Below are 15,618 nucleotides of genomic sequence, written 5' to 3'. Positions count from 1 at the left end.
AGTCTTATCTAGTTCAATGGTAACACCATGTCTGCGGTACCATCAGCAAATTGGACATCCAATTCAAAGCCAAGACTCTGCGCCAACATTAACATGCCTCGGTTAGTGGGCATTGTCATCCCTGACATCTGTTTAGTGCCTTTAATTTTGCAGTAACTGATGATTTTCTGCATCAGCACTTTCCCTAAGCCCTTACCTTTCAAATCAGAGCGAACCAAAATAGCAAACTCAGCATCACTATTATCTGGTGTAATCAGTGCCCGAGCAACGCCAATGATCGATGGCCCACTCTTATCAAAAGCAACGGCAACAAACGCCATTTCTCGGTCATAATCTATTTGTGTGAAATTTGCTAAGGCTTCGTGATTAAATTCGCCAACTTCAGAGAAAAAACGCCTATACAGATCTTCTTTAGATACGCTATTAATGAATTGCGCATGGAGTGGCTCATCTTCAGGCAAAATAGGACGAAGTAGAATAGGTTGGCCATCGCGAAGTGTAACTGTTTCAACAAATTCGGCAGGGAAAGGACGAATGGCAAGACGCTTCTGCGCGTCGCCCTCGTATTTTGATAATGTGATGTCTGCATCAATGATAGTTAAGTCGCGTTCTGATACCAGAACTGGATGGATGTCCAGCTTTTGTATTTCCGGTAACTCAACCGCCATTTGGGAGATACGAACTAAGAACTTAGAGAGCTCGGCAATATCAATGGCGTCTTTGTGTTTCTGCAAGCGAATCTTGCCTGACTTTAACGCCACCACCACCAAGTAACGCGCTAACGTCATGTTTAACGGTGGTAACGCTGCGACTGCATCCTGCGCGATATTCCATTCTGATCCCCCTTGACCTAATAGGATCACGGGCCCAAATACTTTATCAACTGCAATGCTAATCCGTAGTTCTTCGGCGCTACCTAGCTTGGCCATACCTTGCACTAATAAACCATGTACATTTGCTGAAGGGTAACTAAGCCTAGCTCTATCTAAAATAGATTGGGCTGCATTAGAAACCTCGCTGCTGTTTCTCAAGTTAAGCGCCACGCCGTGAACATCCGACTTATGTGGGATATCGGGAGAGCGAAGTTTTACGGCGACTGGGTAACCAATGTTCTCTGCCATATGTACGGCTTCTATTTCATCGGAAGCAATCCACGTCGGCAGCACATTAAAGCCAAACAGTTTAAATAATGGGCTCGTTTGGTGCGTATCGAGCGTGACTGTGTTTTTATCCAGTAATTTATGGTCTACCCACTCTTTGGCGGAACTAACACTACCCGAGTGTAATGGCTCTGCGGTTGTAGGAGTCTCCATTAATTGCTTTTGGTTGCGCCTGTACTCCACAAGGTGCATATATGCAACAACCGCGCTTTCTGGCGTTCGATAAGTCGGAATTCCAGCCTGTGTAAATGCTAGTCTAGCTTCGCGAGACGTTTGTTCTCCCGACCAATTCGTCAGAATGTTGAAATGTTTATGCCTCGGGTGAGCTTTGATTGCCTCTATGAGCGCTTGTGCGGTGTCGAGGGGATCTGAAACTGCAGACGGGCTGTGCATAATCAAAATCGCATCAGCACAATCGTTATTCATCAGAGCATTAAGTGTATCGATATAGCGCTTTTTAGTCGCATCACCAGAGAGGTCTATCGGGTTTATTTGGCGCCAATTTTTAGGAAGAACAGCTTTCAATTGTTCAGCCGAAGCTTCATCCAGTGTTGCAAGTTTACCGCCGCGCTCGATTAAGGTGTCTACAGACATCAAAGCGGGGCCTCCGCCATTGGTGATGATCGCCAGACGCTCCCCTCGAAGTGGCACCGAATGTGTCAGGGTTTCTACTGCCGCAAATAGCTCATGTGTATTGCTTACTCGTAGCATACCCGTTCTGCGAATAGCCGAATCGTAGATGACATCCAGTGTGTCGCCGTCTTGTTGGTCAAACGTGTTCTTTTCTTTCGAGCGACCTGCTTTTAAAACCAGAATTCGGCGGTTACGAGAGGCTGCTCGAGCTGCCGACATGAATCGACGCGCATCTTGGATAGAATCCACATACAGCAATATCGCTTCGGTGTTCCCATCCATACTCAAGTAATCGAGTAAATCGGCAAAATCGATATCCTGGCCACGACCAATAGAAATAAACGAAGAAAAGCCGATATTTTTATCATTGGCCCAATCCAGAACTGTGGTACATACCGCTGCGGATTGTGAAATGAATGCGATTTTTCCGGGCTTAGCCGCAACGGGAGAAAACGTACAGTTGAAGTTATTCCAAGGCAGAATAATCCCTAAACTGTTAGGGCCTAAAACACGAATATTGAGCGAGGAAATATTAAGATATTGAGTATCGTCTGAAATAACAATCGCGAATGGCGTGCCTCGTTCATCTAACTCTTTTAGCAGTTGTTCATTACGAGAAGCATTGGTGCATAAAATAGCGATATCAGGCGTATAGGGTAGGGCAGCAACATCCGGATAAGCAATCACACCAGACACGGCTTTATATTTTGGTGTAACTGGCATGATAGCACCGCCAAAACCGCTTTGCAGAAGATTGCGCATAACAACATGCCCTGCACGCAATGCTTTTTGAGATGCCCCAATAACGGCCACAGAGTTGGGTTTAAAGAGTTTATGTAGTTTATTCATGCTGACTCCCCAGCCTTTAGCACGTCGAACTTCTCTATCAATATCAACAATCATAAACGAATAACTGGCTGATAAAACGTCTTCTCACCGGACATTGGAGAAAATGTGGACGATGCTTATGGAGTTTGTGTTATTCATCACATCAAAATCACAGATTATTGTATTTGATGCTTGATAAACGAGTCTGCTATCGGCATGATTTATCTTAATATTTATCCAGAGCGTTTGTTACTTCATGAAAAAAATCGCAATCATCGGCTTGTCAGTCTTACTTTCTGCTTGTGCATCGGAAACTTACATCACAGATGTCACTTCTGAAAGCCACCGAGAGGATTACAAATCAGACCGTGTATCTAAGCCTATTATGGCGTCTGAAAATGCAGTAGTGGAAAGAGATGTAGAACCAACTGTTGTGAAAATGACGGCAAAGCCTGAAGAGAAAAGAGTCGTTAAGTTAACGCCTAAAAAGCAGGCTAAACCAGTTAAGGTTATACCGCCAAGCAAGAATCAAACAGACATTCAGCGATTTGGTTACACCATTCAGGTAGTCGCGTTGGGTAGCCAAGCTAAAGTTGACCAATTTGCCAATAAACTGCCACAAAGTGAACAACCAATTTGGGAGAACTATAAAGTTGTTAACGGTACCAAGTGGTTCTCTGTGCTTTACGGTGACTACGCAACAAGTGATGAAGCAAAACAAGCCATCTCAACACTGCCGGCTCAATTCCAACAATTGAAGCCATTTGTTAAGAGCATTGATGCCATCAAAAAGTCGGCTTATCCAACACTTAACAAGTTAAACTAACAAATCAAATAAGGGAGCTATTCGCTCCCTTATTTTTTGCTTAAATCCTATTCAAACAGAATTCCTCACATTAAAATTACTGTACGTCACACTTCAAAGGTTTATCATAATAAATAGTATCTTTTGTAGGTCACGGAAAGATTGATCCATGATTAAAAATATTCTTCTTCTATGCGGCGGCGGCTCTTCTGAGCACGAGATTTCATTGTTGTCTGCAAACTTTGTTGAGCAACAGCTAAATCTTATCGAAAATGTGAAAGTTATCCGTGTAGAAATAAAAAGCGAAGGTTGGATGACCGCTCAAGATGAGTTGGTTTATTTGGATCTGAATAGCAAACAGTTGTGTACCAGTGAGTCGAGTCAAACCATTGACTTCGTCATACCTTGCATACACGGTTTTCCAGGAGAGACTGGTGATATCCAATCTTTGTTTGAAATTGCAGGTATCCCTTATCTCGGCTGTGGTCCTGAAGCGAGCAGCAATAGTTTTAATAAAATTACATCTAAGCTTTGGTATGACGCTCTTAGTATTCCCAATACACCATACTTGTTTCTGACTCGTAATGACGAAGAAGCGCACATTCAAGCGTTAAAAATGTTTGAAAAATGGGGAAAAGTCTTTGTAAAGGCGGCGCGTCAAGGCTCATCTGTCGGTTGTTACAGTGTCATGGAGCGAGAGGCATTAGCGGCTGCTGTGAATGATGCTTTTGGGTTCTCAGATCAAGTTCTAGTGGAAAAAGCAGTGAAGCCAAGAGAGTTGGAAGTCGCAGCGTATGAGATGAATGGTCAGCTTCACATTACTAAACCAGGTGAAGTGATTGCACCGGATGGTGCCTTTTATTCATACGATGAAAAATACAGCAGTGCTAGTCACTCATTGACGGAAGTGGAAGCCAAAAATCTAACACAAGAGCAGTTAGAAGCAATTCAACACGCTTCTGAAACCGTATTTAAACAGATGAACCTTCGTCATTTATCTCGCATCGATTTTTTCTTGACAGAAGACGCCAAGATATACCTAAACGAAGTCAACACATTCCCAGGCATGACGCCAATCTCTATGTTCCCTAAAATGCTTCAAAACAATGGCCACAAGTTCCATGAATTCCTCGAATGTTGCATAAATAGTGCAAAGTGATTAACGTTATTGAGGCCTGTTTTGTGTTAAAAATTGTTTGATTGAGCAAGGTTTGTTCAAGCTATATTTGAATAATGCTCAGTAACAATTATGATGATATTAACGCATTAAACAGATGACTCAATGGTATGGCGATTTCAAATTATAGAGGTTTTAATCTGCAATCAGGCGGGCCAGACGGCAGTATTTGGAAGGTTAAAATCAAACACCACGTTTTACAAGGTAGTTTGACGGCGGTAAAGAAGAGTATAGATTGGTGGTGCGATACCGCATCAATCATCGACCCGAAAGAGTTTGCGGCGCTTGATCAAAGAGCGCTGCATACAGGCGGAATGCAACAATCTGAAGTTTTTAACGGCTATACTATTAAAAACGATACAGGCGAACTCAATGCTTGGTATTGTATGTTCAATGGTAAGCTAATTAAAGGCAGTAAAACTGCGATTCAACGCCATATCGAAGCTTATTTGGTTGCAATGCAAAAAGCGATGCAAGCACAACAACAAAAGAAACAATAGAATGACCTTGGTATATTCAACGGAAACCGGTCGAATTAAACCGGAAGAAGAAAAAGTAAACCGTCCTAAAGGCGATGGTATCGTAAGAGTTCAGCGCCAAACTAAAGGACGAAAAGGCAAAGGCGTATGCATTATTACGGGGTTAGACTTGGATGATGCACCGCTAAAACTACTAGCAGCAGAACTTAAAAAAGTATGTGGCTGTGGCGGCTCGGTAAAAGACGGCAGCATAGAAATTCAAGGTGACGCTCGAGACAAGATCAAAGCGCATCTTGAAAAAAAAGGCATGACAGTTAAATTAGCCGGCGGTTAATTTAACTAACCCTAAAGCGCCTCATCGAAGGCGCTTTTTTGTATCTGAAAAACCAGTAATCGCAGGTTGCGCTCTTCAAAGGAAGGAGTTGAGCCTACGAAGTGACGATGTGCAAGTTGCTAGTACAAAGCGAATACCTAATGATAAACTGCCGGTCTGTTTTATATAGTATATAAAGGTAATTTGATGAACCCGATTCTTGCGATCTTAAAAGAGAACAATATTAGCGATGAGCAAATCCACGAGCTATTTCAGGCATTAACTCAAAACCCTTTGGCTGCAATGGCAACGGTCAGCGAGTTAGGTCTTCCACAAGATAAGCTTCAAGCTCTGATGGCACAGGTAATGCAAAACCCAGCGCTGATTAAAGAAGCCGTAGAAGAGCTGGGTCTAGACTTCTCAAAAGTTGTTGAAGCAACAGAAAGGTTGCAGCAATAACCGCGTTTCAAGAAAACCAAAAGCTGGCAAACTTGATTGTTTTGCCAGCTTTTTGATCGATTCTTTGCCTTCTATAGTGAAATCAGTCACTAATTCAGATTTAGGTTGTTGTATGAGAGCGCTAAAGACAATTTTATTTTTATCACTTGCGACTTTGTTTGGCTGCACTTCCAAACCCAGTGGCGTGGAACCAGTAGACAACTTCGATTTACAGCCTTACTTAGGTAAGTGGTACGAGATTGCACGTCTTGACCATTCATTTGAACGCGGTTTATCGCACGTGACCGCTGAATACCAACGCCGTGAAGATGGCGGTGTGAGAGTGATAAACCAAGGGTACTCGGAAGAAGATCAAGCGTGGACACAAGCCGAAGGAAAAGCCTATTTTGTCGAAGATGAAAACATTGGCCACCTGAAGGTCTCATTCTTTGGACCCTTTTACTCATCCTATATCGTATTTGAGTTAGGTGAGAACTACGATTATGCATTTATATCGGGCTACAATCACGATTACTTATGGCTGCTTTCCAGAACGCCAACCGTCGATCAAGCAATCGTAGAACGCTTTAAGCAAGTAGCCAAAGAAAAAGGCTTTGAACTTGATGAATTGATCCTTGTCGATCAAGCTCAATAAAGTACTAATGGTAGGTTGGAGATTCCATTCGTTCATTTACCTCTAGGGTCTTCATTTCAGAAGGAGATGAAGACCCGCAGTGAGCATGATTTTCTTATCAGCTATTTCACCTTTAAATGCCAATACAGGAAGTATTGGTATTGAGCAATTACGTTATTTTTGAGGTTTTTTGAAGTGGGAAAACCAATTAATTGCGTTTTTTCTCTGCGAAAAATGCAGCCACGTCGCGGAGGTCTTCATCATCTAGCATTCTTAATTGTGCCTCCATCATATCGGCAAGAGGGCCTTCACGCTCACCTGACTGATAGGCTTTCATCGCGTTGTAAAGATACGGTGCATTCTGACCCGCAAGGCTTGGATAAGCGTCGTTCTCTGCTATACCGTTGGTGCCATGGCAATAGACACAACTTGGCGATTTAATTTTGCCTTTATCTGCATCCCCGAAAGACTCAGCAGAAACTACCGAAGAAAAAAGAAGAGAGGCAAAAAACACGAATCTGAGCATGAATAGTTCTCTATTTGACAGTAGGTAATGGGATTACCATAAAGCTTCCCCTAAGGGGAAGCTCAATGATCAAAATCAAATTAAAGTAGAGAGTTAAGGTGAGAGAGAAAAGTGTCGATATCTTGTGCCGAGATATCTTTGTGTGTAACAAAACGAACTGGGTTGCTGGCGGTGATAATAATGCCTTGCGCTTTTAGTTTTTCAGCGATGGTCCGGATGTCTACTTGTGGATCCAGCTTTGCGAAAACAATGTTCGTTTGAACAAAATCAGGGTTGACCGAGAACCCAGGAAGCTCAGCCAAACCTGCAGCTAACGTTTTGGCATTGATGTGATCTTGTTTTAATTGTGCGACTTGTTCCGTGATAGCGAGTTTACCTGCTGCGGCTAGAATGCCCGCTTGGCGCATGCCACCACCTACCATTTTTCTCAAACGTCTCGCTTTGGCGATATATTCCGCCGAGCCAAGCAACAATGAGCCTACTGGAGCTGCGAGGCCCTTTGATAGACAAATGGTCATCGAATCAAAGTACTGGCCAACCTCTTTTACTGGCACATCCAGTGCAACGGCCGCATTAAAAACGCGAGCGCCATCAAGGTGCAGTTTCAAGTTGTGTTTATTAACAAAGTCACGTGCTTCTGCGAGGTAAGATAAAGGCAATACCTTACCGTTAATTGTATTTTCTAAGCTGAGCAACTTAGTACGAGCAAAGTGACAGTCGTCTGGTTTAATGGCAGATTCTAGCTTATCAAATGGTAACGTGGCATCGGGATTATTTTGTATGGGTTGAGGTTGAATTGACCCCAGCACTGCCGCGCCGCCAGCTTCGTACTTATAATTGTGCGCTTGCTGCCCGCATAGGTATTCATCACCGCGCTCGCAGTGGGCCATTAACCCCAGCAAGTTTGCTTGAGTTCCTGACGTGGTAAACAAGGCTGCTTCAAATCCCGCCAGTTCAGCAGCAAACTCTTCTAATGCATTGACCGTTGGGTCATCACCATACACATCATCACCAACTGGTGCGGTAAACATAGCTTGTCGCATGGCTTGAGTAGGTTGAGTGACGGTATCTGATCGAAAATCCATGAATATCTCCTTGGTCAAAAGTCCTAAAGGTAGCCGCAAAGGCGCGCTTTGCTTAGGCAAGCAATAGTTTTGGCATCCGTAATTGTGCCGTCGATGATCTTGTCTTCAAGCTCGCTGAGTGACAGCGTCACAACCTCAATCACTTCGTCATGGTCACATTCGTAGCGATTGGTTTTGCTGAGCTTTTCTGCGACAAACAAGTACTGAATTTCATCACAGAAACCAGCAAGAGGAGTTACTTGGCCGAGGGAAGTAAACTTCTCTGCGCTGAATCCGGTTTCTTCTTCTAACTCTCTTTGGGCGCAGCAGAGAGGTTCTTCTTCACTTTCACGCGTGCCTGCAGGCAGCTCTAAAAGCCACTTATTAAGAGAAGGCCGAAATTGATTAACAAGGACCACTTCACCATCTGTGGTAATAGGCAGAATTACCGCAGCCCCAGGGTGGTGAATAGTGGTATGTATAATTGCCTGCCCCGTTGGAAGCATAACTTGTTCTTCAACGAGAGAAATTTGCTTCCACTTATGAATAGTTTTGCTCATGCAGCGATTAATCCTAGCTTTACCGCATATTGATGTGTTTTGCACATTAACCACAAATGCTGAGAAACAAAAGTAAAAATTTTGTCACGTTACGAAAGCGTTTGCCCTCCTCAGTGAACGGCGTCTCATAAATGAAAACTTTGATTGCCGAGCCAAGCAAGCGCTAAGCATCTGTTATAAGAGAAAACCAACAAAATACAACCGCAACAAAATGATAGCAAATGCATAAAAGCAATAACAAAACATCATTAAAGCCGTCGGAGAATGTATGATTCAACCTTCATTTGCATCAAATGCCCAAAAAGCGCTTCTTTCTGAGCGTATCAATAAACTGGCTAAAGCGCTGACTGATGGCGTTTATGAACGTGAACACACCATCAAATTATGTCTTCTTGCTGCTCTTGCCGGTGAAAGTGTCTTTCTTTTGGGCCCTCCTGGAATTGCAAAAAGTTTAATTGCCAAACGTCTTATTCAAGCTTTTGATAATAGTAGTTATTTTGAATATTTAATGACGAGATTTTCAACACCAGAAGAAGTATTTGGTCCATTAAGCATTCAAGAATTGAAAGACAACGGACGCTATGTTCGCCTAACTAAAGGCTATCTACCAACAGCCCAAGTTGTTTTCTTAGATGAGATCTGGAAAGCGGGCCCTGCAATTTTGAATACATTATTGACAGTGGTAAACGAAAAAACGTTCAAAAATGGCAGTGATATTGAGCGTGTGCCAATGCGTTTGCTTGTTTCTGCCTCGAACGAATTACCCGATGAAGAGAGCGGTCTAGACGCTCTTTATGACCGTATGTTGGTGCGCGTGTTTGTTAATCGGATTCAGAACAAACAAAACTTCAAGTCAATGCTGACGGTGGGTACCCCGCAAGAAGCGCAAGTGCCAGAGGGGTTAGCGATCACCGATGAAGAATATCACCAGTGGCAACAGCAACTCGATAAACTGACGCTGACTGACAATGCATTCGAAAAGCTATTCCAATTAAAAACGATGCTAGAAAGCAAAGTCAAAGCGGAGTTTGGTGATGCGGCCAATACTGACATGTATGTGTCTGACCGTCGCTGGAAGAAAGCGGTAAAACTCTTAAAGGCGAGTGCATTCTTTAATGGGCGCGATGAAATTAACCCGCTTGATTTGCTGCTTCTTCAAGATTGTTTATGGAACAATCCGGAGTCACGAGATGTGGTTCGTGAGGTAGTTCAAGAGTTTGCTCTCAAACACGCTTTTGACCAACAAGATGTGGAGCAAGAAATTGAATACTGCAGTGAGTCGTTAATCGACGTTCAACACGAGCTTGAAGATGCTTACCGCATGACGCTGACACCAGAGGCGGCAACAGGGATTTTGCGTAAAGAAACCCTGCGTTTCGATACGTCTAAGGCAAAAACCTACAAAGTTGGTGCTGCTGTCAACTTAGTCAAGTTGGTGATTTTGCAGAGCAACATGTCGGTATCGGAATCTGAAAAAGGTGATAGCCGTTGGGTTTATCTACCAAAAGATGAGCTGGAGCGCGTGATTAAAGATGGCTACGGAGATGTATACGGTTATGTGAACCAAAACACTAACATGTGCCGTCTACGTTTTGATGTCGATGCAGCGAGCAATTTGGTCGTTCGGGATATCGCGAACCGAGGCGTTCTGGTTAGTTTAGTTACCGAAAAGGGTTTAGATCTTGAACGGTATCAGAAGTGGTTAGCGCAAAGTGAAAAAGCAGTAAACCAATTGAGTGAAGCGGAACATCATATGCGCAAAGTAAAAGCGAATTTCCATGGCGCTTTGCCACACAGTTTTGTTGATCCTGAATTACCGCGTTTAATGGAGTCGAGTTTGCAACAGGTCAGTCAACAACTGGAGTCTATCCAAAGTGAAAGCGAGAAAATTATTCAGCGCTTTAAAAGCTTACATCAGTTTTTCGCTTAAGGGGACGACATGTTAGGTGCAGACGGATTCAATTTGGCATTGATGGTCGCTGACTCAGGCATCATCGACAGTGCTGTCAATGACTTGATGGCTCGTTCACAAGTGATGATGATGGCAGAGAATCACGGCGTGAAATCGTCGGTGAAAAGCCATTTGTTAAAATGGCAGGGCAGCGTGAAGAAGCGCATCACCAAAGTGTGTGATACAGAGCGTTTTCAACAAGAGTTAGCCTTGTATCAAGAGGTCATTCACTGGGATGAAGACGAGTTTTTTGAACACATTGAGGAGGTACTCAAAAAACTTGAATGGCATTCAGCGTTTTACATGCAAGCTCGTGGGTTGATGGATAAAAACAAAGGGGTGGATAACCCGATGTTCCCACATTACTTCTGCGATCAATGGTATAAAAGTTTAGCGAATGCGATTAAACAAGCGCAAATCAACGAACTGGAAGCTAACAAAGAGAAAGTGCTCAATGATTTGTACCAGCGTATGGAAACCATGCGTAATATGGATAAAGTCACAGAGTCGGGCGACGCTGAAAGTGTCGGGCGCTTGTGGGATATGGCTTCTGCGAGGCTAAGTAAAACAGACCTCACGGTGATGAAGCATCATGCAGAGTTTTTGAAAAAACACCAAGGCTTACAAGAAATCGCCGAGCAACTTGGTCGCATGGCAGGGCAAGTTAACGACCCAGATCTAAACCGAGCTCCTACCGAAGAGCTGAAAATGGTTGAGGAGAAGAGTGACGAAGCGACAGACGACATTGTCGGCATTCATGAAAGTGACGATTTAAACAAGTTGCTTCCTAACGAAACCATGTTTTTGGCGTACCCTGAACTGGAAGTTGTGTTTTATAAACACTTAGTCGACAAACGTTTGATGAATTATCGCATGCAAGGAAAATCGCGAACTTTGCGCAAAGTCAAAGCGCACCGACCTGATAACAAAGCGGTGGACATTGAGAAAGGCCCATTTATTGTCTGTGTTGACGCTTCCGGATCTATGAGCGGGTTTCCTGAACAATGCGCCAAAGCAATGGCTTACGCTCTGATGCAAATTGCGTTAGCCGAGCAGCGTGATTGTTACGTGATTATCTTTTCCACAGAGCACATTACTTATGAGCTCACCAAGCAAGATGGACTGCGTGAAGCGGCAGACTTTTTAACCTATAGCTTTCATGGTGGCACCGATTTAGAGCCGACATTGATCAAGTCCATTGACTTAATGAACGGCGATAAATACAAGAATGCGGACATGGTGGTGATTTCAGACTTCATTGCGCCAAAACAACAAGATGAGTTGCTCGCGAAAGTTGAGGCGCTAAAATCAAAGAAGAACCGTTTCCATGCTATTAGCTTGTCCAAATACGGAAACCCCGCATTAATGTCGATGTTTGATCATTCTTGGTCATACCACCCCAACGTTGTGGGACGACTGCTAAAACGTGTTAGTAACCAATAACGTTCACTCAAAACATATTCAGCTACTGAGCACCGAAGCCAGGTTTTTTATTGTGTCGTTTTAAGCCAATTAGATCGAACTTTCGTCTAATTGGCTTAAAACAAATCAAACAAACGGGGAATAAAACCTTTTTGTTTGACTATCTTTTCTTAATCCGTAAAGTAGCAATCAACGCAGCGAGGTAGGCCTCGTAAAGCGTTGATAGAATGGCGCCTTGGCAGAGTGGCTATGCAGCGGATTGCAAATCCGTGGACCTCGGTTCGACTCCGGGAGGCGCCTCCATATTATACAGATATTGCTAATGGCGGTATCTTGATGCTTTAAGCGTCCACATGAAACCAGCGAAAGCTGGTTTTTTTGTATCTATATTAATCAAACAGTTGTGTTTGCAAACCACGTCACTCGCAAACTCAGTATCTTGAGATTATTTTGGAACAGAACTTCACAAGCTAGAATAAACCGTGATTTACTGCGACTAAAAATCCATACAATTGAATAAGTGTGATGATACTTTCTGTACTCTTATCGTTACTTGCCTACAATAACGCTTCCAAAGGATTTGACGCAGAAGCATGAGAAATACCGACGACTACATCATCTTTTATCATCTGGTTGAGCAAGGTTCATTTAGCGCGGCTGCGAAACAAATGACTCTGACGAAATCGGTTGTCAGCAAACGTATCGCCAAACTAGAACAAGATCTCGGGGTCCAGCTTCTCTACCGTACGACACGCACGTTAACTTTAACAGAAGCGGGTCAGTCGTTTTTCAGCCATGCCAAGTCCGTGTATCACGCCGTTGCAACCGCAGAAGAATCTATCGTGGGATTAGGTAAAAACCTATCCGGAAGCATTAAAATTTCTGTCCCTACTATTTCTGGTGAATTGATTCTTCCAAGCGTGATCAATGAATTTAATCAAAAGTATCCCGATATTAATATTGATATGGATCTTGATAATCGGTTTGTCGACATTGTGAATGAACGGTTTGATCTCGCCATTCGAACGGGGGTTCTACCAGATTCTAGCCTAATTGCGAGAAAACTGGTGGACGCCAACTGGGTTGTCTGCGCCTCGCCTCAATACCTTGCTAAACATGGTATTCCGAAACAACCCCAAGTTTTAGACACACACAATTGTCTCGTCTATTCCTATCAAGAGACGGGAGCTCGTGAGTGGGCGTTTAAAGAGGGTGGTAACGTGTATCAAATGACGGTAGACGGTAACCTTTGTACCAATAATTCCTCCGTACTAAGAAATGTCGCGCTCTTAGGGCAAGGGATCATTTACGTCCCACGCGTACTGGTTTATGACGATCTGAACAAAGGTCACCTAATTCAATTATTTAAAGATGAAACGGCGAAGTGTCTCGGTATTTATGCGGTATACCCTTACACTCGGCAACAGCCAGAAAAAATAAAAATGTTCATTGAGCATCTGTATATGAGTTTCCAAAGTCAAAATCATCGATTTTAATCTAACAACACCACATTAATGGTTACTTTGGTGTTGTGGTTATGTTTCCAACGAACATTTCAAATAGTTCATTCAATTTAACGACTTAACTGCTATCAGCCCTACAGCCAGTGATCTTGATAACTCGAGCTTGCACACAACTGTTAATAAATGGTTTTGCTATTGTTTCTTTGAGGAAACGGTCTGTTTCTTTCGTTAAAATTGCCACATAAAAAAGATAACTAACAGAAAATAAAAGAATTATTATGCTTGTTTGTTGGTGGTGAATATTTGTACGTTTGACTTAGATAGACGCAAAGAAACGGACTGCTTATAGTGACTCAAACGCAAATTACCGTTGCGATAGCGGATCGATGAGCGAAATAAAATAACCAGAGATATGGATATGAAACAAAAGCAGCTGATTAAAGCATTTAAAACGATCGTTGGGGATGAAAACGTTCTAACTGATCAGGTTAAAACCAAATACTACCGATCGGGTTTCCGTTCAGGCAGCGGTACAGCGCTTGCGGTCGTATTCCCTAATACTCTGCTAGAGCAGTGGAAGCTGATTAAACAGTGCGTCGAAGCAAATTGCATCATTATTATGCAGGCTGCCAAGACGGGTTTAACCGAAGGCTCAGCGCCAAGTGGTAACGATTATGATCGTGATGTGGTTGTGATCAATATTACGAAAATCAAGAAAATTCACCTGTTAGAGGGTGGTAAGCAAGTGGTTTGCTTGCCTGGTGCAAGCCTACATTCATTGGAAAAAGAGTTGAAGGCAGTGAATAGAGCGCCGCATTCCATCATTGGTTCTTCATCGTTAGGCGCGACCGTAGTCGGTGGTATCGCCAATAACTCCGGCGGTGCATTAGTGAAACGAGGCCCTGCGTATACCGAGCTCGCGATGTATGCACAGGTCGATAAACAAGGCAATCTTCATCTTGTTAATCATCTTGGTATTGAAGGATTAGGAGAGACACCAGAAGAAATCCTGCAGAATTTACAAGAAGGCAATTTTGACCCTGCTCAGATCAGTCACGATGAGCGAATGGCGTCAGACAAAGAATACGATGATCGTGTGCGAGACGTCACCTCCGATATTCCGTCACGTTTTAATGCCGATGAGCGTCGACTGTTTGAGGCAAGTGGCTGCGCAGGTAAATTAGGTGTATTTGCCGTTCGTGTTGATAGTTATCCAGTACCAGAAAAAGAACAGGTTTTTTATCTTGGCACGAATGACCCTGCCAAGCTGACTCAGCTAAGAAAAGATTTCTTATCTACGTTTGGTAACTTGCCAGAGATGGGAGAGTACCTGCATCGCGATATTTTTAATATGGCAGAAAAATATGGCAAAGATGTATTCTTATCCATCGACTTACTCGGTACAGACAAGTTGCCTAAAATGTTTGCGCTAAAAGCCAAAGTAGAGAACTTGTTAGAACGCTTGCCACTCGTAAGTAAATATCTCCCAGATACGATTCTCTACTACGCAAGTAAACTATTTCCACAGCATCTTCCTGAGCGAATGCTAGCGTTTCGAGATAAGTACGAACACCACTTGATTTTGAAAATGAGTGATGGTGGTATTGCCGAAGCTCAAAAATACCTGAAAGAAGTCTGGGCAATAGAAGAAGACAGTGACTTCTTCGAATGTACGCCGGACGAGGGTAAAAAAGCCTATTTGCACCGCTTTGCCGCTGCAGGAGCTGCAATTCGTTACGAAACGATTCATCGCAAAGACGTTGAAGATATCGTTGCACTGGATATCGCACTGCGCCGTAATGATGAAGAGTGGTTAGAGACCTTGCCAGAAGAAGTGAATAAGAACCTTGTTCAGGCGCTTTATTATGGTCACTTTATGTGCTTTGTGTTCCATCAGGACTACATATTCAAAAAAGGAACCGACACCAAATTGATGAAAAAGCTGATGCTAGAACACCTCAACAGCCGAGGTGCGAAATACCCAGCAGAGCACAATGTTGGCCACTTGTACGATGCTGAAAACTCGCTCCAGAAGTTCTATCATGAGCTAGATTCAACCAATACCTTCAACCCAGGTATCGGTAAAATGGACAAATATAAACGCAACTGTAACTGTTGTGTATAGTCATCGATTTCAAGTATTGAGGCTCATTGATCAATAAACC

14 protein-coding genes and 1 tRNA gene are annotated in these 15,618 nt (G+C 43.2%); 11 read left to right on the top strand and 4 right to left on the bottom strand.

The annotated features are described in order from the left end of the window. Positions 1-8: 8 nt before the first annotated feature. Positions 9-2,642 (bottom strand): bifunctional acetate--CoA ligase family protein/GNAT family N-acetyltransferase, encoded by a 2,634-nt coding sequence (locus AC3D28_RS14870; protein WP_488536519.1) that lies wholly within the window; start codon positions 2,640-2,642, stop codon positions 9-11. Between the two features lie 235 nt (positions 2,643-2,877). On the opposite strand from AC3D28_RS14870, the gene AC3D28_RS14865 reads away from it, so the two are divergent. The 6 genes from AC3D28_RS14865 to AC3D28_RS14840 all read left to right on the top strand — a co-directional run bounded on the left by AC3D28_RS14865 (position 2,878) and on the right by AC3D28_RS14840 (position 6,488). Further along, complete coding sequence (locus AC3D28_RS14865) at positions 2,878-3,447, top strand: SPOR domain-containing protein (RefSeq protein WP_488536518.1); 570 nt, start codon at positions 2,878-2,880, stop codon at positions 3,445-3,447. A gap of 148 nt (positions 3,448-3,595) precedes the next feature. Further along, entirely contained in the window at positions 3,596-4,585 is a 990-nt protein-coding gene (locus tag AC3D28_RS14860) for a D-alanine--D-alanine ligase (protein ID WP_488536517.1), read from the top strand. A 128-nt stretch (positions 4,586-4,713) separates the two neighbouring features. After that, positions 4,714-5,103, top strand: coding sequence for a DUF3319 domain-containing protein (locus tag AC3D28_RS14855; protein ID WP_488536516.1), 390 nt, complete (start codon positions 4,714-4,716; stop codon positions 5,101-5,103). A gap of 1 nt (position 5,104) precedes the next feature. Beyond that, complete coding sequence (gene yciH, locus AC3D28_RS14850) at positions 5,105-5,416, top strand: stress response translation initiation inhibitor YciH (RefSeq protein ID WP_098414011.1); 312 nt, start codon at positions 5,105-5,107, stop codon at positions 5,414-5,416. 186 nt (positions 5,417-5,602) lie between these two features. After that, complete coding sequence (locus tag AC3D28_RS14845) at positions 5,603-5,854, top strand: DUF2999 family protein (protein WP_098414010.1); 252 nt, start codon at positions 5,603-5,605, stop codon at positions 5,852-5,854. 112 nt (positions 5,855-5,966) lie between these two features. Next, positions 5,967-6,488 (top strand): lipocalin family protein, encoded by a 522-nt coding sequence (locus tag AC3D28_RS14840; RefSeq protein WP_488536515.1) that lies wholly within the window; start codon positions 5,967-5,969, stop codon positions 6,486-6,488. 187 nt (positions 6,489-6,675) lie between these two features. Here AC3D28_RS14840 and AC3D28_RS14835 read toward each other — a convergent pair whose 3' ends face one another. The 3 genes from AC3D28_RS14835 to AC3D28_RS14825 all read right to left on the bottom strand — a co-directional run bounded on the left by AC3D28_RS14835 (position 6,676) and on the right by AC3D28_RS14825 (position 8,617). Beyond that, positions 6,676-6,993, bottom strand: coding sequence for a c-type cytochrome (locus AC3D28_RS14835; protein WP_098414008.1), 318 nt, complete (start codon positions 6,991-6,993; stop codon positions 6,676-6,678). 80 nt (positions 6,994-7,073) lie between these two features. Then, positions 7,074-8,078, bottom strand: coding sequence for a low-specificity L-threonine aldolase (gene ltaE, locus AC3D28_RS14830; RefSeq protein ID WP_488536514.1), 1,005 nt, complete (start codon positions 8,076-8,078; stop codon positions 7,074-7,076). 23 nt (positions 8,079-8,101) lie between these two features. Then, positions 8,102-8,617, bottom strand: a complete 516-nt coding sequence (locus AC3D28_RS14825; RefSeq protein ID WP_488536513.1) for an NUDIX hydrolase — start codon at positions 8,615-8,617, stop codon at positions 8,102-8,104. A 268-nt stretch (positions 8,618-8,885) separates the two neighbouring features. On the opposite strand from AC3D28_RS14825, the gene AC3D28_RS14820 reads away from it, so the two are divergent. From AC3D28_RS14820 to dld, 5 genes are all read left to right on the top strand, one after another. Next, positions 8,886-10,547, top strand: coding sequence for an ATPase RavA domain-containing protein (locus AC3D28_RS14820; protein ID WP_488536512.1), 1,662 nt, complete (start codon positions 8,886-8,888; stop codon positions 10,545-10,547). 9 nt (positions 10,548-10,556) lie between these two features. After that, on the top strand, positions 10,557-12,011 hold the full coding sequence (viaA, locus tag AC3D28_RS14815; protein WP_488536511.1) for an ATPase RavA stimulator ViaA: 1,455 nt from the start codon (positions 10,557-10,559) through the stop codon (positions 12,009-12,011). A 208-nt stretch (positions 12,012-12,219) separates the two neighbouring features. Continuing rightward, a tRNA-Cys gene (locus AC3D28_RS14810) sits at positions 12,220-12,293 on the top strand. Positions 12,294-12,583: 290 nt separating this feature from the next. Further along, positions 12,584-13,486, top strand: coding sequence for a LysR family transcriptional regulator (locus AC3D28_RS14805; RefSeq protein WP_488536510.1), 903 nt, complete (start codon positions 12,584-12,586; stop codon positions 13,484-13,486). A 385-nt stretch (positions 13,487-13,871) separates the two neighbouring features. Further along, positions 13,872-15,578, top strand: coding sequence for a D-lactate dehydrogenase (gene dld, locus AC3D28_RS14800; RefSeq protein ID WP_488536509.1), 1,707 nt, complete (start codon positions 13,872-13,874; stop codon positions 15,576-15,578). Positions 15,579-15,618 lie beyond the last annotated feature (40 nt).

Source organism: Vibrio sp. TAP-3B (genome assembly GCF_057784735.1).
The sequence above is the reverse complement of the archived record's forward strand: the minus strand, read 5'-3'. Positions and strand labels throughout refer to the sequence as shown.

What these genes read in the sequence shown, in the direction of transcription:
- ltaE (WP_488536514.1), bottom strand. Translation starts at nt 8,078, where the DNA reads ATGGATTTTCGATCAGATACCGTCACTCAACCTACTCAAGCCATGCGA.
- dld (WP_488536509.1), top strand. Translation starts at nt 13,872, where the DNA reads ATGAAACAAAAGCAGCTGATTAAAGCATTTAAAACGATCGTTGGGGAT.
- viaA (WP_488536511.1), top strand. Translation starts at nt 10,557, where the DNA reads ATGTTAGGTGCAGACGGATTCAATTTGGCATTGATGGTCGCTGACTCA.
- yciH (WP_098414011.1), top strand. Translation starts at nt 5,105, where the DNA reads ATGACCTTGGTATATTCAACGGAAACCGGTCGAATTAAACCGGAAGAA.
- AC3D28_RS14870 (WP_488536519.1), bottom strand. Translation starts at nt 2,642, where the DNA reads ATGAATAAACTACATAAACTCTTTAAACCCAACTCTGTGGCCGTTATT.
- AC3D28_RS14825 (WP_488536513.1), bottom strand. Translation starts at nt 8,617, where the DNA reads ATGAGCAAAACTATTCATAAGTGGAAGCAAATTTCTCTCGTTGAAGAA.
- AC3D28_RS14865 (WP_488536518.1), top strand. Translation starts at nt 2,878, where the DNA reads ATGAAAAAAATCGCAATCATCGGCTTGTCAGTCTTACTTTCTGCTTGT.
- AC3D28_RS14855 (WP_488536516.1), top strand. Translation starts at nt 4,714, where the DNA reads ATGGCGATTTCAAATTATAGAGGTTTTAATCTGCAATCAGGCGGGCCA.
- AC3D28_RS14845 (WP_098414010.1), top strand. Translation starts at nt 5,603, where the DNA reads ATGAACCCGATTCTTGCGATCTTAAAAGAGAACAATATTAGCGATGAG.
- AC3D28_RS14860 (WP_488536517.1), top strand. Translation starts at nt 3,596, where the DNA reads ATGATTAAAAATATTCTTCTTCTATGCGGCGGCGGCTCTTCTGAGCAC.
- AC3D28_RS14820 (WP_488536512.1), top strand. Translation starts at nt 8,886, where the DNA reads ATGATTCAACCTTCATTTGCATCAAATGCCCAAAAAGCGCTTCTTTCT.
- AC3D28_RS14840 (WP_488536515.1), top strand. Translation starts at nt 5,967, where the DNA reads ATGAGAGCGCTAAAGACAATTTTATTTTTATCACTTGCGACTTTGTTT.
- AC3D28_RS14805 (WP_488536510.1), top strand. Translation starts at nt 12,584, where the DNA reads ATGAGAAATACCGACGACTACATCATCTTTTATCATCTGGTTGAGCAA.
- AC3D28_RS14835 (WP_098414008.1), bottom strand. Translation starts at nt 6,993, where the DNA reads ATGCTCAGATTCGTGTTTTTTGCCTCTCTTCTTTTTTCTTCGGTAGTT.